The 19559-nt window shown below is 59.3% G+C and carries 20 protein-coding genes; 6 read left to right on the top strand and 14 right to left on the bottom strand.

Annotated features, from left to right (window positions below; genetic code table 11):
* Positions 1-276, top strand: a 276-nt coding sequence (locus Q0M35_RS10615) for a hypothetical protein (protein ID WP_295314964.1), incomplete at its 5' end; no start/stop codon positions are given.
* 382 nt (positions 277-658) lie between these two features.
* Here the strand turns inward: Q0M35_RS10615 and Q0M35_RS10610 are convergent.
* The 12 genes from Q0M35_RS10610 to ugpB all read right to left on the bottom strand — a co-directional run bounded on the left by Q0M35_RS10610 (position 659) and on the right by ugpB (position 12528).
* Positions 659-1147: a hypothetical protein gene (locus Q0M35_RS10610; protein ID WP_295314962.1), complete on the bottom strand. Its 489-nt coding sequence runs from the start codon at positions 1145-1147 to the stop codon at positions 659-661.
* Between the two features lie 24 nt (positions 1148-1171).
* A complete protein-coding gene (locus Q0M35_RS10605) occupies positions 1172-2752 on the bottom strand; it encodes a peroxidase family protein (RefSeq protein WP_295314961.1) in 1581 nt (526 codons plus the stop codon).
* A gap of 491 nt (positions 2753-3243) precedes the next feature.
* Complete coding sequence (locus Q0M35_RS10600; RefSeq protein WP_295314968.1) at positions 3244-4131, bottom strand: HAD hydrolase-like protein; 888 nt, start codon at positions 4129-4131, stop codon at positions 3244-3246.
* A gap of 2 nt (positions 4132-4133) precedes the next feature.
* Positions 4134-4949, bottom strand: a complete 816-nt coding sequence (gene phnE, locus Q0M35_RS10595; protein WP_295314959.1) for a phosphonate ABC transporter, permease protein PhnE — start codon at positions 4947-4949, stop codon at positions 4134-4136.
* Complete coding sequence (gene phnE, locus Q0M35_RS10590; protein WP_295314957.1) at positions 4949-5758, bottom strand: phosphonate ABC transporter, permease protein PhnE; 810 nt, start codon at positions 5756-5758, stop codon at positions 4949-4951. The genes phnE (Q0M35_RS10595) and phnE (Q0M35_RS10590) overlap by 1 nt, the downstream gene beginning before the upstream one ends.
* Positions 5755-6543: a phosphonate ABC transporter ATP-binding protein gene (gene phnC, locus Q0M35_RS10585; RefSeq protein WP_295314955.1), complete on the bottom strand. Its 789-nt coding sequence runs from the start codon at positions 6541-6543 to the stop codon at positions 5755-5757. Before phnC ends, phnE (Q0M35_RS10590) begins: the two co-directional genes overlap by 4 nt.
* Positions 6544-6610: 67 nt before the next feature.
* Complete coding sequence (phnD, locus tag Q0M35_RS10580) at positions 6611-7585, bottom strand: phosphate/phosphite/phosphonate ABC transporter substrate-binding protein (protein ID WP_295314953.1); 975 nt, start codon at positions 7583-7585, stop codon at positions 6611-6613.
* Positions 7586-7960: 375 nt separating this feature from the next.
* A complete protein-coding gene (locus tag Q0M35_RS10575; protein WP_295314950.1) occupies positions 7961-8197 on the bottom strand; it encodes a hypothetical protein in 237 nt (78 codons plus the stop codon).
* A 171-nt stretch (positions 8198-8368) separates the two neighbouring features.
* A complete protein-coding gene (gene ugpC, locus Q0M35_RS10570; protein ID WP_295314948.1) occupies positions 8369-9424 on the bottom strand; it encodes a sn-glycerol-3-phosphate ABC transporter ATP-binding protein UgpC in 1056 nt (351 codons plus the stop codon).
* Positions 9425-9427: 3 nt separating this feature from the next.
* Positions 9428-10264 (bottom strand): sn-glycerol-3-phosphate ABC transporter permease UgpE, encoded by an 837-nt coding sequence (gene ugpE, locus Q0M35_RS10565; RefSeq protein ID WP_295314966.1) that lies wholly within the window; start codon positions 10262-10264, stop codon positions 9428-9430.
* Positions 10265-10284: 20 nt separating this feature from the next.
* Positions 10285-11166 carry a sn-glycerol-3-phosphate ABC transporter permease UgpA gene (ugpA, locus tag Q0M35_RS10560; RefSeq protein WP_295314946.1) on the bottom strand — a complete coding sequence of 294 codons (882 nt, stop codon included), beginning with the start codon at positions 11164-11166 and terminating at the stop codon, positions 10285-10287.
* A 54-nt stretch (positions 11167-11220) separates the two neighbouring features.
* The gene (gene ugpB, locus Q0M35_RS10555) at positions 11221-12528 is read right to left on the bottom strand and encodes a sn-glycerol-3-phosphate ABC transporter substrate-binding protein UgpB (protein WP_295314944.1); all 1308 of its coding nucleotides are present in this window, start codon (positions 12526-12528) and stop codon (positions 11221-11223) included.
* A 476-nt stretch (positions 12529-13004) separates the two neighbouring features.
* On the opposite strand from ugpB, the gene Q0M35_RS10550 reads away from it, so the two are divergent.
* From Q0M35_RS10550 to mnmH, 5 genes are all read left to right on the top strand, one after another.
* Positions 13005-13382 carry a rhodanese-like domain-containing protein gene (locus Q0M35_RS10550; protein ID WP_295314942.1) on the top strand — a complete coding sequence of 126 codons (378 nt, stop codon included), beginning with the start codon at positions 13005-13007 and terminating at the stop codon, positions 13380-13382.
* Between the two features lie 64 nt (positions 13383-13446).
* Complete coding sequence (locus Q0M35_RS10545) at positions 13447-13956, top strand: hypothetical protein (protein ID WP_295314940.1); 510 nt, start codon at positions 13447-13449, stop codon at positions 13954-13956.
* Positions 13957-14075: 119 nt separating this feature from the next.
* Complete coding sequence (locus Q0M35_RS10540) at positions 14076-14864, top strand: YdcF family protein (protein WP_295314938.1); 789 nt, start codon at positions 14076-14078, stop codon at positions 14862-14864.
* Positions 14865-15056: 192 nt separating this feature from the next.
* Positions 15057-15593 carry a hypothetical protein gene (locus Q0M35_RS10535; protein ID WP_295314936.1) on the top strand — a complete coding sequence of 179 codons (537 nt, stop codon included), beginning with the start codon at positions 15057-15059 and terminating at the stop codon, positions 15591-15593.
* Between the two features lie 72 nt (positions 15594-15665).
* Positions 15666-16721, top strand: coding sequence for a tRNA 2-selenouridine(34) synthase MnmH (mnmH, locus tag Q0M35_RS10530; protein ID WP_295314934.1), 1056 nt, complete (start codon positions 15666-15668; stop codon positions 16719-16721).
* Here mnmH and selD read toward each other — a convergent pair.
* Both selD and Q0M35_RS10520 read right to left on the bottom strand, forming a co-directional pair.
* Positions 16703-18832, bottom strand: a complete 2130-nt coding sequence (selD, locus tag Q0M35_RS10525; RefSeq protein ID WP_295314932.1) for a selenide, water dikinase SelD — start codon at positions 18830-18832, stop codon at positions 16703-16705. The genes mnmH and selD overlap by 19 nt on opposite strands.
* A gap of 271 nt (positions 18833-19103) precedes the next feature.
* Positions 19104-19559 (bottom strand): LysR substrate-binding domain-containing protein (locus tag Q0M35_RS10520; protein WP_295314930.1); only part of this gene is annotated, 456 nt, incomplete at its 5' end.

Genomic DNA, 19559 nt, shown 5'->3' with positions numbered 1-19559 from the left:
CCCGTTCCGCAGGCTGCGGCTGGCGCGGGCAAACCACCCGGTATCACCGGTATCCTGAGCGCTGGTGATGGAAAAATTCACGGGATCGCGAATGTTATCACCAAGGGCTCTGCAGCTGCTGCGCGGATTTTTCAGGATAGTATGCTCACCTACAGATTTATTCCTGCTGACCATGGACAGATTGCGATGTCATTTGAGCGCAAAAAAATTGATGCAGGCTTTAGTGACAGCAGGTTTTCAGAACAGTTTTTCAGAAGAAACCTTGCACAGCTTTGACCTGGTGTTCACCGCGCAGATTTCCGCGGGAGGACAGATGATCGCGGGATTTGACGATGCGCTCGTGAACCGCGAACGAACGTGTGCACAGATTGACGGGTAAAAACCGGTGCGCAGCATGTAAAAGCAGGCCGCATCCCTCGTTGGTGGATGCGGCAATATCAGTCTGCTGGTCCCGTCAGCATGGTCAACGCAGCTTTCAATTTTCGTAATGGTCTGACAGCTTTTACCTGAAGCTGCGGGTCAACAGACACGGGACAGTGGTGGTGCCCTTGTTATCAGGACAGGACAGAGGTGCGCAGATGCCCGTCTCACAGACAGGCTCGCTTTGAGCCGGCCGGACCTGACAACACAGCCTGACCAGGCCCCTGAAGCACCTGTATCAGCGACAGCGACGGAATGAGATTGAGGCGAGCGTGTACTGTGCAGCAGCGTCAACATCAGCATCGGCGCCGTTGCTGAAGAGGGTATCGATGTCTTCGGCAACCGTGTCCGTGTACAGGTTCTGCGGATCAGAAACATCAGAAAGATCCCCGGGGACGACAACAGTCATCTTTTTCTGATTGCCGTCATCATCTTCGGCCACGTTGATTGTGAGTATTTTGGTGCCGTTATTCTCACATTGTATGTTATCGCTGCTTCCGACCTGTGCGACGCTGGTGATGACAGTGTCGAGCTGGTTTACCCTGACCATGAGGTCATGGTCGTTACTCTGAACGCAGGTATCAAGTGTTGCAGCGACAGCTTTGGCTGCACCGTTAGTTGTCTGGAGTTTTTCTGAATATGTTTTTCCCAGAAAAACGAGACCCTTCCGAAGCCTGGCTCTGTCACTCAGGCCCTGATCTTTGGATTTACAGATAATTGAAGGCATTTTCATTCTCCTCTGGACGTAAAACTAGATTTTTGTCGCATAATCAATAAGTTCAACCAGACCGAACTTGTTATTGCCGTTCTTCAGCTCGCTGATCGGAGCATCCTTCGGTCCGGAGGACGGGCTGTTCAGGATACCTTCCGGATCTTCGGCGATCGCAGCGTAGACGGTCTCCATGATAACACGTCCGGTCACTGGTCCGAACAGGCTGCCGCACTTTTCCTGAAACACAGCAGTCTCCCGGAGACAATAAAACCATAAGGGTGTGCTGGTTCTGAATATCTGACCCGCTCCGTCGGTCAGGAACGCCTTCAGTTCCGGCGAGTGCACATCCGCGATCTGATCACCTGTCAGAATATCAGGAAAGTCGCCTTTCAGTTTAGCCCGGAGCGCCGCGTGAAAACACTGTGCATCCGGTAAACCGACCTGCCCGCCCCGCAGCAGTGTCTGCACAGCCAGACTGAAGACGGGTGGGTTGCCCGCCATGACCGGCGCACCGGGTACCAGCACTTCATCGACGGAATCCGCGCTCAGTGCCTTAAGGGCCTCAGCGAGTTGTTCACCCGCCCGATGCGCAAAATTAACCGGAGTATCCGCGATCCCCGGTCGGTTGATCATGCTGCTCCAGTGTACCGCCCAGTCCTGTCTCAGACGGTGTTCTGTCGCGCCGCGGATCTGCACGGCCTCAAGCTTGCCGTCGCCGTTACTGTATACATGTTCCAGAAGGTCAGTCAGACCAGCAGAGTTCTCGCTCCAGTCACGATAACGGTCACGCACCATGCTGTGTCCCACTCTGAAGCAAGCCATGGAGAACTCACGGGATACTAAGAACGGGTTGGCTGTCACGCAGGCCGGCCCGTTGGCGATCACATCGTCATATGTGTCGGGATCAATCACCAGCCGCAGATAGTCAAAGAGAACGACATGCTGGAGATGACGCACGGTTGCGCGCCTTGCCGCCTGATCGTCGCCCCCGTGGTATTGCTGCATCTTCCAGTAGAACCGGGTCAGAACCACCGCAAGCTGGGCAACCGCAAGATTATGATCGTTCCGTGCATCGGCAATCTGCGCTTCGCCCTGCGGAGACCGGGGATGATCCCGCAGATCGGCGTGGGCGGCACTTGTGTTGCCCAGCGACAAAAGGCCGTGAGTTGCGGATGTTCCGGCGAGGCCGTGTGTCTGTGCATCCACCTGTCCGAAAACACTGTCCAGATCCAGCGCCGGTGTTCTGAGGTTCATGGTCCCGCGGTTTTCAACGACTGACAATCGCCCCAGGTCGTGGGCAATAAACTGGCCAAGATAGGTATATGCCGCAGGTAATGTCGTATCCGTGCGCTTATTTGACGGGTTGCCGGCGGATATGGCCTCGCCCAGTGCTGAAAGCAGTTCGGGGTCATGCTCTGCGTGTTTCACCCCTTCGAGAAATTCATCATAAATCTGTACGCGCGACAAAGCTTCTGTAATCGCACCGGCGTCATCGCTGGCAGGGAGAGTGATGCCCCTGAGAAAAGTCCGGAGCGTTGCGCGATCAAGGGCGACTGCTTTGGCGTCAGCATTATATGCGAGGATTGCAATTTCATCAGAGCCCCGGCCCGCAAATGTCACAGCGATCTCTTCAGCAGACCTTTCATTTTCCCTGGCGCGAAGGGCCCGCAGGGCCGATCCGTGTTGTCTTGGCACTGGCCGTCTCCCTCCGCTCCTGCAGGTGCAAAATCCGCGTTAATGCTTAATGCCAGAATTCAGAATTCGCGATTTACTCTATCACACTTTTCAGAGTTGCGCGGCATGGCCCTGGAAATCTGCCCGATGCCTTTCCGCCTTCGGGCCGGGCTGTCACACAAGGCTCATGGCCTGAAGCCTCGTCAGACGCCGCGCTGATGCAGTCGGTCAACATTTTACCAGCGATTTGCCCCGCTTGCAGAAAAGCTCTTTGCCGCTGATCACACACCATCACCGGGCCGCTCAGGGCAGGATGGCCGGCTTGTCACCGCACTGTGCGGAAGAGGCGACCGGGTCTCCGCTCTGTCGGAGACCACAGCCGTCCGGTGTCCCGCTGCCTGTGGCGTCACAGAATTCAGCCTCTGAACGCCAGGGCATCAGGGGCGCGCGAGGATATAATCCGGCCGGATGCCTGACGTTCTGATCGGACCTTCAACCTCATGACCGGCGAAAAAACCATATCCGGCGATCAGTGCTGTTTTAATGCCTGCGGCCTGCCCGCCCAGAATATCGGTGTGAAGGCTGTCACCCACCATCACGGTGCGCGCCGGATCAAAGCGGCCCAGCCGTGCAAATGTCAGATCGAAAACATTCCCGAAGGGTTTGCCAAAAAAGCGCGGCTCCACGCCGGTGACGTCGGCAAGCTGATGCGCGAAATTTCCCGGCTCTACAGAAAAGCCGACTTCGCGGGGCGCCACGATATCGGGATTGCCCACAATGACCGGACGCGGATTTCTCAGAAGAGAGGCCTCCAGCAGCGCCTGGCGCTGCCCGGTCCAGACGGCGCTGCCCATCAGGATGAAGCCTTCGGCCGCGTCGTAAGCGGTAGGATCCTCTGCCAGATACGTGATGTCGAGATGTTCCAGATCGTCACGACCGAGGCTCTCCGTGGCCATGAGACCCCACCGGATTCCGGGCATGCCAGCCAGCCCCGCGAGGGTCGCTTTGCGGCTTGTTATCACATCGTCCGGATCAAAATCATATCCGAGACGCCGGTACTTCTGCATCAGGCCGGCGTGCGGATTTCCGGCAGCATTGGACACGACAATCACGCGCTTGCCCGCCTTTTGCAGGCCCGCGACACGCTCCGGCACACCGGGAATGGCCGTTTCGCCGATGTTCAGCACGCCAAAGGCGTCGAGCAGAAAAACGTCCGTGTCATCCGCGATAGCATCCAGATCAGCCAGCCGCTGGCAGGCCCCTTCCCGCGTTATGTCCGGGAGGCGCGCACGCACCCGCTCATACGCCGAGAAGGCCTCTTCCATCTTCAAATGATCGCGCCCCGCACTTTGGCAGAGACCCATTCCGAGATGACGACCGCCGCCAGGATCACCAGCAGGATCAGCGACACCTGCGGCCAGGCAAGGACATTGAGCGAAGACGAAAGCTGCAACCCGATACCGCCTGCGCCTACAAGCCCCAGCACAGTACTTTCGCGGATGTTAATGTCCCAGCGGAAAACAGCGATGCCGGCAAAGGCAGGCAGGATCTGTGGTACGATGCCGTAGGCCATGACCTGCCAGCGTGAGGCACCGGTGGCAGTGATCGCCTCGACCTGCGTTTCATTGATCTCCTCAATGGCCTCGTAAAGCAGCTTGGCGCAGAACCCGATTGAGCGGATAGCAATTGCGATAACCCCGGCAAAAACACCGGGGCCGATGATGGCGATCAGCAGCAGCGCCCAGATCAGCGAGTTGATCGAACGGGTGGAGACGATGATCAGCAGGGCAACGGGCCGTATTATGAAGCGCGACGGCGTCGTGTTGCGCGCCGCCAGAAAGGCCACTGGCACCGCCAGGATCAGGGCAATGATCGTGCCCAGCGTTGCGATGTTGATCGTGTCCCAGATCGGTTTGCCCAGCTGGGTGATATACTCCCAGCGGGGCGGTGTCGCGCGGGACCAGATGTCATCGGCGATGCGCGGCGCGTCCCAGACGAAAAACCAGGTGGTCGCCGCGGAAATCTGCTGCCAGCAATATGCGAAGATCGCCACGCCAATCAGCCACATCACCCAGTGTGCGAGACTTTCGCTGCCCGAGCGCCTCTGCCAGACCGGGCGGCCTTTCAGGTCCTGAACCGGCATTACTGCACCCTCTCGCGGATGATGCCCGACAGGTACTCAAGTGCCATGACGATCAGGATAATCATCAGCAGGATTGCGGCCGCGGTATCGTATTCATAGCGGTCAAAAGCCGTGTTGAGCGTGGCGCCGATCCCGCCCGCACCGACCAGGCCAAGGATCGCACTTTCGCGGAAATTGATGTCGAGGCGATAGATCGACAGTCCGATCAGGCGCGGCATGACCTGCGGTTGCACCCCGTAGTTAATCCACTGCGTCCACTTTGCACCTGAGGCCCTGATCGCCTCGGCCTGGACACGGTCCATGCTTTCTATATCTTCGGCCAGCAGTTTGGACAAAAAGCCGATGGTGGCAAAGCTCAGCGTCAGGAAGCCCGCAAGAGGGCCGAAGCCGAAGATCGCCACCAGCAGAATAGCCACAATGATCTCCTGCAGCGCGCGGCTGACCGCGATGATCGAACGGCAGATCAGATAGACGGGCAATGGCGCTATATTTCGCGCAGCCCCGAGGGCAATCGGAATGGATATGGCGATGCCAACGACCGAGGAGGCGACGGTCATGATGATGCTCTCGATCATGCCCTCCCATATATCGCCGGAGCGGGAGGTAAAGTCCGGGCTCGTGAAGGCCAGCACAAACTGTTTGCCGCGCTCAAGACCCTCGTAGACCCGCGCCCAGTTTACCTCGATCGTCATGAAAGCGGCCAGGAGATACACCACAAACCCGATCAGCAGCGCCCAGCGCAGCCAGGTGCGCTGCACAAAGGGTGGTTTTTTCCAGGGCTTGCCGACGAGGGTCTGCAGCTCGCTCATTCGGCGGCCTCGCTTTCGTCATCGACTTTCTCTATTGTCGCCTCCCAGTCTTCTTCGCCGTAGATCGTGGTCAGAACATCAGGTGTCAGTTCTTCGGGCAGACCGTCGAATTCAACGGCACCAAGGCGCAGCCCGATCACGCGCTGCACGAACATCTGAGCCAGTGCAACGTCATGGATGTTGATTATGGCGGCAAGCCCGCGCTCTTTGCAGAGCTCACAGATCAGCCGCATGATCTGGCGCGAGGTTTTCGGGTCCAGCGAAGCCGTAGGCTCATCGACGAGCAACAGCGCCGGGTTCTGAATAAGTGCACGGCAGATGCCGACCCGCTGGCGCTGACCGCCGGAAAGCTCATCGGCGCGTTTGTCGGCCATATGCACCAGCCCCACCCGGTCGAGCAGGCGAAATGCTTCATCCACGTCTGATTGCGGAAATCTGCGCAGGAAACTGCGCCAGAAACCAACATACCCGAGGCGACCGGAGAGAACATTCTCCATCACGGTCAGCCGCTCAACCAGCGCATATTCCTGAAAGATCATCCCCATCCGGCGGCGTTCGCGGCGCAGCGCACCCGATGACAGCCCCGTGAGTTCGACATCACCGAGGTACACCTTGCCGGATGTCGGCTCTACCAGCCGGTTGATGCAGCGGATAAGGGTGGATTTACCGGCACCCGATGGCCCGATCAGCGCCAGCACCTGGCCTTCGGGTACATCAAGATCAACGGCCTTCAGCGCCTGATCCCCGGTCTTGTAGGTTTTCACCAGCTTCTCAAGACGCAGCATGAAAGCTCCCCCCGCCCCGGTTATTGTTTTTGGAAACGGCGGGCCCTGAGGCCCGCCAGATCAGTGTTTATTCGCAGGAATAGCTGACGCCGTTCGCCGCATCGATCTTGCGGATCACTTCCCAGAATTCCTGGTAGGTCATCGGCAGGAACTGGCCTTCATTCGACTTCTCGAATTCTGCCTGCAGGCTTGTACCCTCCCACTCGAAATTGAAGAACGCGTTTTTGATCTTCTCTTTCAGCTCAGGTGTGAGGTTGTGCGCCGTTCCGAAACCAGTTGTCGGGAAGGTCTGCGATTTGTAGATCGTCACGACCTGGTCTTCGGTGATCACATCCCGGCTCAGCATCCGTGCTTTCACCGAGTTCGCAATCGAGGCGGCCATGTAGTCTTTGTTGGCGACGCCGAGGATCGAGTTGTCATGCTTGCCGGAATAGACAGGTTCAAAATCACGCTCGGGCAGCATGTCGAAATCACCCTTCAGGATAGCACTTGGTGCTTTGAAACCCGAATTCGATGTAGGCGAGGTAAAGGCCAGTTGCTTGCCCTTGATGTCCTCTACCTTTTCGATGCCGGAGCCCGGATAGGTGATGATTTCCATCTCATAGCCGAAATTGCCGTCCTCGGAGGCCATGATCGTAAAGGGGTTAAAGCCCGCACAGTTCACCGCCAGCGGGTTAGATCCGGTGTTAAAGCCCGCGATATGCAGACGGCCCGACCGCATCGCTTCAATCTGCGCCGCGTTGTTCTGCACGGGGAAGAAGACAACCGACTTGCCGGTTTCAGCCTCCAGGTGCGTAAGGAAATCGGACCAGGCTTCTTTGTAAACCGCCGGGTCTTCGACCGGAGTGTAGGCAAAGATCAGCGTGTCGGGATCCACCAGTTCGGCCGGATCCGTTGGCGTGTCCGCGATCAGGTCGCCGTCAACGTCGCAGAAACGCTGGTCCAGATCGCCGCGCGGGCAATCCTGTGCTGCCAGCGGACCGGCGAGTGTCAGAACGGCGGCAAGAGCTGCGCCGGACAGAAGTGTATTCATCAGTTTCATGTAGTTTTCCTCCCAGAGGTCAAAAGCTATCCGGAATATTCAGATTTACAAGGTGGTTATTTCAACGCCGCAGAAATGCCGGTACCGCCTGCCGCCCGGAGGCGCGCACCGGTCCGATACCAGCGGTCCCGGTGTCGGACAGTGCCATATCCCTCAGCGTGACGGGGACGGCTGATTTCAACTTTAATGACAGTACGGCAGACGATATTGCCGCTGTGAAAAGGGACGGCGCACAGTGCGCGACGCCAGACATGAATACGCACCGGGCTGACCGCCCTTTTACGCTGCAATGTGTCTTGTGATCTCTGGTACCCGCCCCTGCCCCCTGCCCCCTGCCGTTCTGTAACCACGGATCGGAAGAAACCGGATGGCGCGCTATACGCTGTATCCGCGTGCGATCCGGGCCTTGTGGGTCGCCAGTGCCGCTTCGAAAGTGGTGAGATAATCGACCTCCCGCCCCCACTTCTGTTTAAAGGTCTCATATCCGGGGCATCCGGATCCATTCTTCTGACAGGCGATCATCAGCCGCTCACCCTGGTCGAATTCCGGGATGAGTTTGCCTGCAACATCAGCCGGATCATGAATTGCGCAGCCCGCGAGGAGCGCGGCCATGACGAGGGGTGTCAGGTATTTCGTGACGGGCCTCGAAAGTTATCTGCCTGTGTTCCGCGACAGTGAAAGCTGCTCAGAGCCCGGGCTACCGGTTTCTGCCCCGGGCAGCCGGCAGGTCTCTGACCTGCCCGGACGCAGAGTGAGGGATGATTTCGCCGCCCGGCCCGCTGCTTACTTTGTGCGGCGCAGGCCCGTGCCCACGTCAAAGAGATGCGATTTACCCGGCTGGATCGAAAACCGCAGGGCGGAATCCGCGCGGTTCAGGGTATGAACGCCCGGCAGGCTGGCGGTGAAACTTTCGTTTGTCCCGGCCAGTTCACAATGCAGCAAAGTGTTGGCACCCAGCGGTTCGGCCATTTTCGCGTTCACCCGGATGGGGCCGGTGTCTCCGGCGATCAGATGTTCCGGTCGGATGCCAAATTTCACAGGCCCGTCGGGCCCGCCGGCCTCGACGATGCGCTCACTTCCCAGCATCACGTAGCCGTCTTTTATCTGAGCATCCAGAATGTTCATCGCCGGGCTGCCGATGAACTGCGCGGCAAAAAGCGTGCGCGGGGTCTCATAAACTTCGAGCGGGGTACCGATCTGCTCGGCAATGCCAGCGTTCATGACGATCATCCGGTCAGCCATCGTCATCGCCTCGACCTGGTCGTGGGTCACGTAAAGCGCCGTGATGCCCAGTTCGGACTGCAGCTCCTTGATCTCCAGACGCATCTGCACCCGCAGCTTGGCGTCAAGGTTCGACAAAGGCTCATCGAAGAGGAAAACGGCAGGCTCCCGCACGATGGCGCGCCCCATGGCAACGCGCTGGCGCTGTCCGCCGGAGAGTTCTCTGGGTTTGCGGTCCAGCAGAGGTTCAAGTTGCAGCATCTGTGCCGCCCTGAGCACCTTGGCCGTAATCTCGTCTTTAGGCAGACCTGCAATTTTCAGCCCGTAGCCCATGTTCTGGCGCACGGACATATGCGGATAAAGCGCGTAGTTCTGGAACACCATTGCGATGTCGCGGTCCATCGGTTCTTTGTCATTGGCCCGCGCGCCGCCGATCATGACATCGCCCGCCGTGACCGTCTCAAGCCCCGCGACCATGCGGAGAAGCGTGGATTTCCCGCACCCCGACGGCCCGACAATGACAATGAATTCGCCGTCGGCGATATCGGTGCTGATGCCATGGATCACATCCGTGGGGCCAAAGCTTTTCTTGATGTCCTGCAGGGAAACCGTCGCCATGTGTTATTTCTCGCTGTCTACAAGGCCGCGGATAAACAGCCGTTGCATGCCCACGACAACGATCACCGGCGGGATCATCGCAAGGATCGAGGTCGCCATAATCGTCGGCCAGTGGGCAAAATCATCGCCGGTGGGAAACATCTGTTTGATGCCCATGACGATGGTGTTCATTTCGGGGTCGGTGGTGATCAGCAGCGGCCACAGATACTGGTTCCAGCCATAGATAAAGAGGATCACAAAAAGGGCGGCGATATTGGTGCGGCTCATCGGCACAACGATGTCCCAGAAGAACCGCATGGGGCGTGCGCCGTCCACGCGGGCGGCCTCGGCCAGCTCATCCGGGATGGTCAGAAAGAACTGGCGGAAAAGGAACGTCGCCGTGGCAGAGGCAATCAGCGGGAAGATCAGCCCCGAATAGGAGTTCAGCATCCCGAAACCCGCCACGACCTCATATGTGGGCACGATCCGCACCTCTACGGGAAGCATCAGGGTCAGGAAGATCAGCCAGAAGAACAGGTTCCGACCCGGAAATTTAAAATAGACGATCGCAAATGCGGAGAGCAGCGAGATGATTATTTTACCCACCGCAATCCCGATCGCCATTACGAGACTGTTGAACAACATCGTCCCGACGGGCACGTTGATGCCGGAAAAGAACGCGTTTTTATAGTTGATCCAGAGCTGATCGCCAGGCCAGACGGGCATGGGCGGGCGGATGATATCGGCCTGGGTGACCGTGGAGGCAACGAAAGCCAGCCAGATCGGAAAAAAGATCACCAGCACACCGAGGATCATGAAGACATGCGTGAGCCAGAGGCCCGATCCCCGCTTTTCGACCATGCCGTGGACTTCGCGCGCCATCAGTAATGCACCCGCTTTTCGATGAATTTAAACTGCAGCACGGTCAGCAATCCGACAACGATCAGCAGGATCACCGATTGTGCCGCAGACGAGCCAAGATCCTGGCTCACGAATCCGTCGGAATAGACTTTGTAGACCAGGATCGTGGTCGTCTGTTGCGGGCCGCCGCCGGTGATCGTGTGGATCACGCCGAAGGTCTCAAAGAAAGAATAGACGATGTTGACGACGAGCAGAAAGAAGGTTGTGGGCGACAGAAGCGGCAGCACAATGGTCCGGAACCGCAGCCAGAAATGCGCGCCATCGATGGCCGCGGCCTCGATCACCGATTTCGGCACGGCCTGAAGGGCCGCAAAGAAAAACAGGAAGTTATAGCTGATCCGCCCCCAGGCGGAGGCCACAACCACAAGCCCCATCGCTTCACCGCCATTCAAAACGTGGTTCCAGTCGTAACCCAGATGCCCCAGATACCACGAGACTACCCCGACCCGGGTGTTGAACATAAAGAGCCACAGCACACCCGCAATCGCGGGTGCCACGGCATAGGGCCAGATCAGCAATGTCCGGTAAACGCCGGACCCTTTGATCAGGCGGTCGGCGATGACTGCAAGAAACAGCGCAGGCAACATAGAGCAGAGCGTCACGAGGACCGAAAAAACCGCCGTGGTCACAAAGGATGCGCGGTAGAAGGGATCAGAGAGCAGGAACTCAAAATTTCCCAGACCGACGTATTGCATCGAGAGGCCGAAGGGGTCCGGGATAAAGAGCGATTGCCAGATCGCCTGGCCCGCGGGATAGAAAAAGAACACAGCCGAGATCACCACCTGCGGCGCAATCAGCAGCAGCGGCAGCAACCAGCCGCGAAACCTGACCCTTTTTTCCATTGATCCCCCCTGCAGACAGGGCAGACCTTCAGGCCCGCCCTGTCCGGTGTTTTATCAGTTAGCGGATTCGAACCGGCGCAACAGCGCGTCGCCGCGTTCTTTAGCGCTGTCCATCGCTTCCTGAGCGGATTTGTCACCGGCCCAGATTGCCTCGAGCTCTTCGTCAATGATGCCACGGATCTGGTCAAAGGACCCCAGACGCAGACCCTTGGAGTTGGCGGTGGGCTCTTTGGCGGTCATCTGGATCACGGCGATATCGGTACCGGGGTTTTCGTCATAGAACCCGGCCTCGCGTGTCGCCTCGCCGGCGGCTGTCGTGATCGGCAGATAGCCGGTGTCCTGATGCCACTGTGCCTGCACATCGGTTGATGACAGATATGCGAGAAATTCACCTACGCCGGCGTATTCTTCTTCTTCATGGCCTTCCATTACCCAGAGCGATGCACCACCGATGATCGTATTCTGCGGCGCATTTCCGACGCCTACCCAGTAGGGCAGAGGCCGGACGTCGAAATCAAACTCCGCTTCGGCTTTGATCCCGGCATAGCCGGCAGAGCTTTCTGTAAAGAGCGCGCATTCGCCGGAGCGGAAGTTTGCACCACCTTCATTGCGACGGCCGGTGTAGATGAATTTGCCGTCCCGGGCCCATTCGCCCATCGCGGTCAGGTGGGCGACCTGTGCCTCGCCGTTCAGCATCAACTCCGTATCGAGACCGGCAAACCCGTTGTCCTGGCTGGCAAAGGGCACGTCATGATAGGCCGACAGGTTCTCCAGATGGATCCAGCTTTGCCAGGCGGTGACCAGCGGGCACTCAGAGCCGCCGGCTTTCAGCGCGTCAAGCGTTTCGCCAACGTTCTGCCAGGTCGACAGGTCGGTGTCGGGATCAACGCCTGCCGCTTCAAAGGCATCGCGGTTCACCCACAAAACAGGGGTTGAGGAGTTGAAAGGCAGGGACAGCATGTCGCCCTCGGTGGTGGTGTAGTAGCCTTTCACCGACCCGATATAGGCGTCCGGGTCGAACTCTGCGCCACTTTGCGCCATGACTTCATAGACAGGACGCGTGGCCCCCCTGGCCGACATCATTGTCGCCGTGCCGACCTCAAAAACCATCAGAATATGCGGCTGTTCGCCCGCCCGGAAAGCCGCGATGCCGGCGTTCAGCGTTTCGGAGTAGTTGCCCTTGTGGCTTTGCACAACGGTATAGTCGCTCTGGCCCGCGTTGAACGCGTCCACCTGTGCCGCAACCAGCTCTCCCAGCCGCCCGGTGAAGGCGTGCCAGAACTGAATTTCGGTCTCCGCCATCGCCGCGACCGGCGACAGCACTGTGGAAACGGCGAGAGCGCCGAGTATGGATTTTTGCATTTTTCCTCCCTTGCACCTTTTCTGGTGCTTTGTCCTGAAGCGCAGTATCCTGGGACCCGCGCCGATTGTTCGACGATGCGACGATACACCTGATCCGCGGATTATCAAGACGCGACCATAACCCCTTTCTTATTTCCGGTTTGCGTCAGTTATGCGACGGTTTCGGATCTCTGTTCGCGACGCGCTGAGGGCAATTTGCGCGTCGTACCCGTCACAAGCGGGCCGTGCAATTACGATGGCTGTGTTTGCGTCAATCGCATGTTCGGCACCGGTGCGGGGTCAGTAAAGAAGCCTTCTGATACTGGCTTTTGTTCCCGGAAGTATCGTATCGACCGCAGACTGATGCCGGCCGGGTTCCCCTGTACAGCGCCGGGAAATCCTGAGAAGCTCATCACCGCCGCCGGCACAAACTCCGGCCGGCATCCGCGGCCAGGGAGGCCCGGGAACACCATGTATCAGATAAAAAGGGTTGCCTTATGAAAACCGCCGCAGACTATCTCGAAGAAGCCAACGCCGTCGTGCCGAAAATTTCCGCCGAAGAGGGCATTGCCAAACACAAATCCGGTGGCACGCTCTTTGTCGATGTCAGGGACAGTGCCGATATTGCGGCCTCCGGCACGATTGCCGGTGCCGAGCGGATTGCCCGCGGTATGATCGAGTTCAGAGCTGACGACACCCACCAAATGCACAATCCCGCCCTGAAAAAAGATGCCGAGATCGTGCTGATCTGCGGCGCTGGCGGACAGGCGGCTCTCAGCGGTAAAACGCTGATCGATATGGGATTTACCAATGTTTCAAACGTTGGCGGATTTCCCGCGTGGAAAGATGCTGGTGGACCAGTCGAAGCGGGGTGACTAAACTGATATCCGCCGGCAGTTTGCCCGGCATTTCCGGATACAGCAGAGGAGCATAACCACTATGAACTTCATTCGCATCACTGCAACCGCAGCGGTCATTTCGGCGGCCATGTCGCTTAGTGCCGGTGCCGACACTTTCCTCAGGTACGGCGAAGTCGAGGGCTGGAAAGTCTATATCGATCAGGAAAAGAAATCCTGTCTCATCGAGGCGGTCGACGGCGCTGAGAACGTCATTCAGATGGGACTGACCGAAGACCGCGGCATCGGATATCTCGGTGTGTTTACCAAGGGCGAAACCAGCCTGAAATCCGGTGAGGAAGAAGCCGTCGCCATTCTGATCGGCGATAACATGTACCTTGGCACTGCGACCGGCATGCGTGGCAATATCACCAAAGGCTACTCTGGCGGCTACGTCCTGAGCGACAGCCCGCAGTTCGCGGAAGATCTCGCGCAGCAGTACATTATGACCGTTTTTCCCGAGAAAGATTATGGTTTCACTGTCGATCTCAGCGGCACAAAGAAAGCGATGGAAATGGCACGCGAATGCAACGACAAGCAGATCGGGGGCTGACACTTTCTGACCTGTGCAATGACACTGTCTGAGCCAGAGGCGAACGCAGTCATTGGAACGGCAAAAAGCGGATCTCCGGGCGCCCGGGTATCCGCAGTCATCTGCGAAAAGTATCAACGTTGGACACGCTCTTTCTTATTACCGGCAAGGTGGTCTGGTTTTTTCTGCGGCCGGAAACGCTGCTGCTTGTGCTTTTTGCGGTGCCCCTCCTTCTGCTCTGGCGCGATCGCGTTGCCGGCGCACGGCGGTGGCTGACGGTCGGGCTCTGTGCGGCCCTTGTCTCGGGCGCATTTCCGGTCGGCAATCTGGTTCTGAATCCGCTTGAGCGTACCTACCCCTTCAGTCCGGAGGTTACCGGCCCCGCGGGCATCATCGTTCTGGGCGGCATGGAAGATCTGTCTCCCGCATACACCGGTCGGCTGGCGCAGGTAAATGACGCGGGCGAACGCCTGATTGTGGCCATTGAACTTGCCCGGCGGTTCCCGGATGCGGTTGTGCTTTATTCCGGCGGGCAACTGGCACTGGTCCCTGTCGATGAAGGTGCGTTTGAGATCGGCCCTGATATCCTGCGCCGTCTCGGGTTGCCGGAAAACCGGCTGCTGGTCGAAGGCCGGTCTCGGACGACAGCAGAGAACGCCACCTTTTCGAGGGCCCTTGTGCCCGATCAGGGCGAGAGGCCCTGGCTGCTGGTGACCAGCGCCTTTCACATGCCCCGGGCGCTCGGATCTTTCTGCGCGGCGGGCTGGCGCAACCTGATACCCTGGCCCGTAGATTATCGTGGTGGTAAGATGCTGGAAAATCTCCGCTGGGATCTGGCAGGCCACCTGCACGATCTGAATACCGGCGTTAAAGAATGGATCGGTCTGCTGGCCTATCGCGTGACCGGGCGACTGCAACCCACCTGCTGAACTGCCCGCGCGGGACTGAGCTTCACTTCACCCCTTACCGGATCGGGCCGGATGCCCTGCCCGCCGGTCTGCCGGTCCGTGGCGCGCGCTTTTGGTCACGGCAGATTGCATCTCCGGAGCCTGCCGACCTTGTCACAGATCAACGCATGTGGTGCTCTGTGAAATAAAGTAAGCAATGAAGGGAGATGCATTATGGCCAAGAGAAAAGGCGCTTCAGACACCGGGGACGCAGCGATGAAGAAATCTGTTCAGGAGCTGCTGGAAATCCGCAAAGAGCACGAAAAGAAAATCGGGCAGGTCGATAAAGACATCGAAGCAACGCTTCAGGAAGAATTTCACGAAGTCTGGGAAGACAAGATCAAACCTGCGCTTGAGCGGTTCAAGGACACGGCGGATGAATTGCTGCACCGGTTCAGCGATTTCGAAGACGATTTCAGAGGCTACCTGAGAGAACGCGAGCCGGATGTAAAACCAGGCCTGCTGGCCGAGATTTATGGCGACAGCCTGAAAAACGCGTTCACCGGAACACAGCATCAGACCGGCAGAAAGCGGCGCTGGTCACCGGAGGTAAAAAAGAAACTCCTCGCAGACTTTGAGAAAGCGAAAGAAGAGGGCGAGGGCGCTGAGTATCTCAAATCCCACGGCCTGACATATACCCACATTACCAACTGGAAGCGCAGCCTTCTGAAGGCGGCACAGGCCGCGGAAAGCATGACGGACAAGCCCTGACCGCTCGGCAAACCGGTGCAGGCAGAGCAGCTTCGTCTTTCAACTCTGAGCGGAAGTGCGGTATGGGGCGACATGTTCTCGCCGTCCTCTCTCACTGATCTGCGCAACGCTGGCTTTGACCAGGTTATTGACGTGCGCAGCCCGTCGGAATTTGCCGAAGACCATGTGCCGGGTGCCATCAATCTCCCGGTACTTGACGATGCAGAGCGCGCGCGTGTCGGCACGCTTTACAAACAGGTATCGCCCTTTGAAGCGCGGAAGACCGGTGCGGCACTGGTTTTCCGCAATGCCGCGACGCACATCGACACGGCGCTGGCCGGGTATGAAGGCGGCTGGAAGCCCCTTGTTTACTGCTGGCGCGGCGGGCAGCGGTCGGGCGCTTTCGCCTGGATCCTGCGCGAAATCGGCTGGCCGGCCGAGACGATCGCGGGGGGATACAAAACCTACCGCCGGCTGGTTGTCAAAGCGCTCTATGAAGAAGATCTGGGCGTCCGGCTGGTGCGCCTCGGCGGCTACACCGGCACTGCCAAAACAGAAATCCTCGGGCGGCTCAGCGCACTGGGGATCCAGGTGATCGATCTTGAGGCCATGGCCCGGCATCGCGGCTCGCTCCTGGGCGGGCTTGATATGCCACAGCCCACGCAGAAGGGCTTTGAGACCGGACTGATCACCGCGCTTGATCGGCTGGACCCTTCAAAGCCGGTGATCGTGGAGGCCGAGAGCAGTAAGATCGGTGCCATTACCCTGCCCCCCGCGCTTTGGAGTGCGATGAAATCTGCGCCTGTCATAGAAATTTCCGCACCGCTCGAGGCCAGGGCGCGCTATCTCGCACAGGCGTATGAAAGCGTCCTGAGGGACGGGGCGGCGCTCAGAGACAAGCTTTCTCCGCTGAGTGTGCACCGCAGCAGGGAGCTGATGCAGCTCTGGAGCGATCTGATTGACCGCGACGACCGTGTGGCGCTTTGCAGGTCGCTGGCGGCCGATCACTATGACCCGTCCTATGAGAAATCCGCCGGTGTCTTCAGAGAGCTGATTGCCGCGCGCTTTGACACCCCTGATCTGACACCTGATGCTCAGGACGCGCTGGCCGACCGTATCGCCGGTTGGCTTCAGTCCGTCACGATCTGAAAGGCCTCTTCCGTGATCTCACCGATCACGGCAGCGGCGTATCCTTTTGCCGACAGCTGCGCGCAGAGATCATCTGCATCGCCCGGGACAGCGGCAAGCAGCCCCCCCGCAGTCTGCGGATCAAACAGAAGTGCGGCGCGCGGATGATCCGGCACATCGTCAAAGCCCGCGCGGTTCTCGGGCCAGAGCGTCGACCGGATGCCTTTTTCCGACAGCGTCAGTGCGCCGTCCATCAGCGGGACCCTGGCGGTATCGATCCGCGCGCCCGTGCCGGATGCCTTGCAGATGTTGCGCAGGTGACCCGCCAGCCCGAAGCCGGTGACATCTGTCATCGCAGAGGCGCGGGCAAGGATGCGCGCCGCACCGCCCTGAGGTTTCATCATCTCAGCCTGTGCTGCGATCACGTCGGCCCCTGCCGCCCGTCCCTGCATGTGGGCGGCCATGATGACGCCGCTGCCCAGAGGCTTAGTCAGGATCAGCCGGTCGCCGGGTCTGGCCCCGGCCAGCGTCACCGGATCCCGCGTGCACAGCCCGGTGACCGTGAAACCGATGGTCAGCTCGGCCCCCAGCGTGCTGTGACCGCCAGTGATCTCAGCGCCGGCCGCCCGCATCACCTCCTGTGCTGCCTGCATGATTTCGGCCAGCTGGCGTTCGGCCAGTTCCGGTGACTGATGCGGCAGAATCACCGAGGCCAGAGCCGCCTGCGGGTCCGCCCCCATCGCCCAGATATCACCCAGCGCGTGCACGGCGGCGATACGCGTCATGACCACCGGGTCGCTGACAAAGGCGCGCAGGTGGTCGGTGCTGATCACCTGCTGCTGACTGCCGGTCTGCAGCACAGCGGCGTCATCGCCCAACTGTCCGGTGCCAAGCGCATTCTGCAACGTTCGCGGCCCGATTTTTGACCCGCATCCCCCGCAAACCGGCTGTTCGCCCGTACTCGCACCCGCGCCGCCGGCGCGCGGCCAGGGCAGAGCCGGAGAGGACGGCGGTGTCAGCCGGTCGAACTGATCCATGAATTTTCGGTCGATGTGGTCTTTCCAGCGCCACAGAACCGGGCCCGAGAATGCCTGCCCGAAGCGTTCGGCCAACGCAGATTTCCGTCCCAGCGAGATCAGTTTCAGATAGTCCTTTTGCGGGCGGTAGGGTTTCATCCCGCCCGTCTCCGAGAGCGCAGCACGCAGGTTGCGGAACAGTACCGGCGCCTGGCGCACGGCGAAAACACCCGCCTTTGGCCGCGGCGATGCTGTCATTTCTGCGCAGTCTCCAACGGCAAAGATAAGCGGATCGCGACTGCGCAGGCGGGTGTCGACCGGGATAAATCCGGCCTCATCCGCGAGCCCGGTGCGGGCCAGCCAGCCCCAGGGCCGCGCCCCGGCAGCTCCCGTCACGAAGCCTGCGGCAACAACCGCTCCGCTGTCTAGCACCACGCGGTCGCTGTGAATTTCTGTGGCTGTGCAGTGTTCCATCAGGCGGATGCTCTGGGCGTTCAGCGTGTCGCGGATGCGCCGAGCTGCACTGTCCCCCAGCGCGCTCAGCGCCACGTTTTTTTCAATGATGGTGACGGAAGCCTCACGCCCGGATGTGCGCAACCGGTGCATCATTGCCATCGCGAGTTCCACCCCTGCGACCCCGCCCCCGAGCACGGCCACTTCTGCGGGGCCGCTCTCCTGCGCAAACTGTGACCAGGCACCGGCGAAGGCACTCAGTGGTTTCGCAGGCACTGCATGCCGGGAGAATCCTTCAAGGTCAGGCATCTCGCTGGTGATCCCGACATCGACCGAGAGCACATCATAGCCCACTGCCGGATGCCCCTGGATCTGAACGAGATGCTTCACACGGTCGATCCCGGAGGCCCTGCCCGTCACAAGCCGCGCGCCGGCATGCTGTGCCAGCTTTACCAGATCAATATCAAGCTCATCGCGGGTATAATGTCCCGCAATGAACCCCGGAAGCATCCCGGAGTAGGCCGCACGTGGATCGGGGTTGATGACCGTAACACGCGTCCCCGGCAGAGGGTCTGTGGCCCAGCGTCTGAGGATCAGCGCATGGGTATGACCGCCCCCGATGAGCACCAGATCGCGGGTGTATGGTATGGTTTGGCTCTGCACGGGTATGAGCTAACACTTTCTGCAAATTTCGCCCATAGCGATCTTTGAGTGCCAGTGCCGGGCCTGCGTTACAAACGGACGCACGTTGCGCGCCCCTGCGATGTCTTTGCAAGGGTTAATGCGGTAGCGCAGCCCCCTTGCGGACGGTCGTTGGTCCGGGCGGTGCATCTCACCGACACGACAGTGCCTGTCCGCAAAGTACGCCGGCGGACACCCGGGCGTAAACTGTCCCGGGGCCGCCTGGCCGATGGTCGCTCTGAGAAACGAGCCATCATACAGCCGTCTGAAAATGCTTACATTTTTCTGCCGCCACAGATTTGATGATTTCACCGATCTGCAACAGCTGCTCGCCAAGAGGGTCGGATCTGCGCCAGACCATGCCGATGGTCCGCGCAGGACCTGGCGGCGGAAAGCGGCTGACCGAAACATCCGCAGAGCGCGTTTCAAGCGGCAGTGCCATTTCGGGGATCAGCGTCACACCGATACCCGCACCGACCATCTGCACCAGCGTGGAGAGCGAACTGCCCTCCATAAGCTCACGGGGTTTTGACCCGCTCATCCTGCAAAAGGACAGCGCCTGTTCGCGAAAGCAGTGCCCCTCTTCGAGCAGCAGCAGACGCATCTGCTTGAGGCTTGAGACCCCCGGCACCGGCGTCTCCGCCTCGGAGGCCGGACGCACCAGCAGGAAATCTTCGTCAAAGAGTGCAAACTCCCGCAGCGCAGGCTC

The sequence above is a fragment of the Roseobacter sp. genome, assembly GCF_024639605.1.
Lineage (GTDB): Bacteria > Pseudomonadota > Alphaproteobacteria > Rhodobacterales > Rhodobacteraceae > Roseobacter.
Note: the sequence above shows the minus strand (reverse complement) of the source record. Positions and strands in the feature narration are given on the sequence as shown.

What these genes read in the sequence shown, in the direction of transcription:
- Q0M35_RS10610 (WP_295314962.1), bottom strand. Translation starts at nt 1,147, where the DNA reads ATGCCTTCAATTATCTGTAAATCCAAAGATCAGGGCCTGAGTGACAGA.
- Q0M35_RS10600 (WP_295314968.1), bottom strand. Translation starts at nt 4,131, where the DNA reads ATGGAAGAGGCCTTCTCGGCGTATGAGCGGGTGCGTGCGCGCCTCCCG.
- phnE (WP_295314959.1), bottom strand. Translation starts at nt 4,949, where the DNA reads ATGCCGGTTCAGGACCTGAAAGGCCGCCCGGTCTGGCAGAGGCGCTCG.
- phnE (WP_295314957.1), bottom strand. Translation starts at nt 5,758, where the DNA reads ATGAGCGAGCTGCAGACCCTCGTCGGCAAGCCCTGGAAAAAACCACCC.
- phnC (WP_295314955.1), bottom strand. Translation starts at nt 6,543, where the DNA reads ATGCTGCGTCTTGAGAAGCTGGTGAAAACCTACAAGACCGGGGATCAG.
- phnD (WP_295314953.1), bottom strand. Translation starts at nt 7,585, where the DNA reads ATGAAACTGATGAATACACTTCTGTCCGGCGCAGCTCTTGCCGCCGTT.
- Q0M35_RS10575 (WP_295314950.1), bottom strand. Translation starts at nt 8,197, where the DNA reads ATGGCCGCGCTCCTCGCGGGCTGCGCAATTCATGATCCGGCTGATGTT.
- ugpC (WP_295314948.1), bottom strand. Translation starts at nt 9,424, where the DNA reads ATGGCGACGGTTTCCCTGCAGGACATCAAGAAAAGCTTTGGCCCCACG.
- ugpE (WP_295314966.1), bottom strand. Translation starts at nt 10,264, where the DNA reads ATGGTCGAAAAGCGGGGATCGGGCCTCTGGCTCACGCATGTCTTCATG.
- ugpA (WP_295314946.1), bottom strand. Translation starts at nt 11,166, where the DNA reads ATGGAAAAAAGGGTCAGGTTTCGCGGCTGGTTGCTGCCGCTGCTGCTG.
- ugpB (WP_295314944.1), bottom strand. Translation starts at nt 12,528, where the DNA reads ATGCAAAAATCCATACTCGGCGCTCTCGCCGTTTCCACAGTGCTGTCG.
- Q0M35_RS10550 (WP_295314942.1), top strand. Translation starts at nt 13,005, where the DNA reads ATGAAAACCGCCGCAGACTATCTCGAAGAAGCCAACGCCGTCGTGCCG.
- Q0M35_RS10545 (WP_295314940.1), top strand. Translation starts at nt 13,447, where the DNA reads ATGAACTTCATTCGCATCACTGCAACCGCAGCGGTCATTTCGGCGGCC.
- Q0M35_RS10535 (WP_295314936.1), top strand. Translation starts at nt 15,057, where the DNA reads ATGGCCAAGAGAAAAGGCGCTTCAGACACCGGGGACGCAGCGATGAAG.
- mnmH (WP_295314934.1), top strand. Translation starts at nt 15,666, where the DNA reads ATGTTCTCGCCGTCCTCTCTCACTGATCTGCGCAACGCTGGCTTTGAC.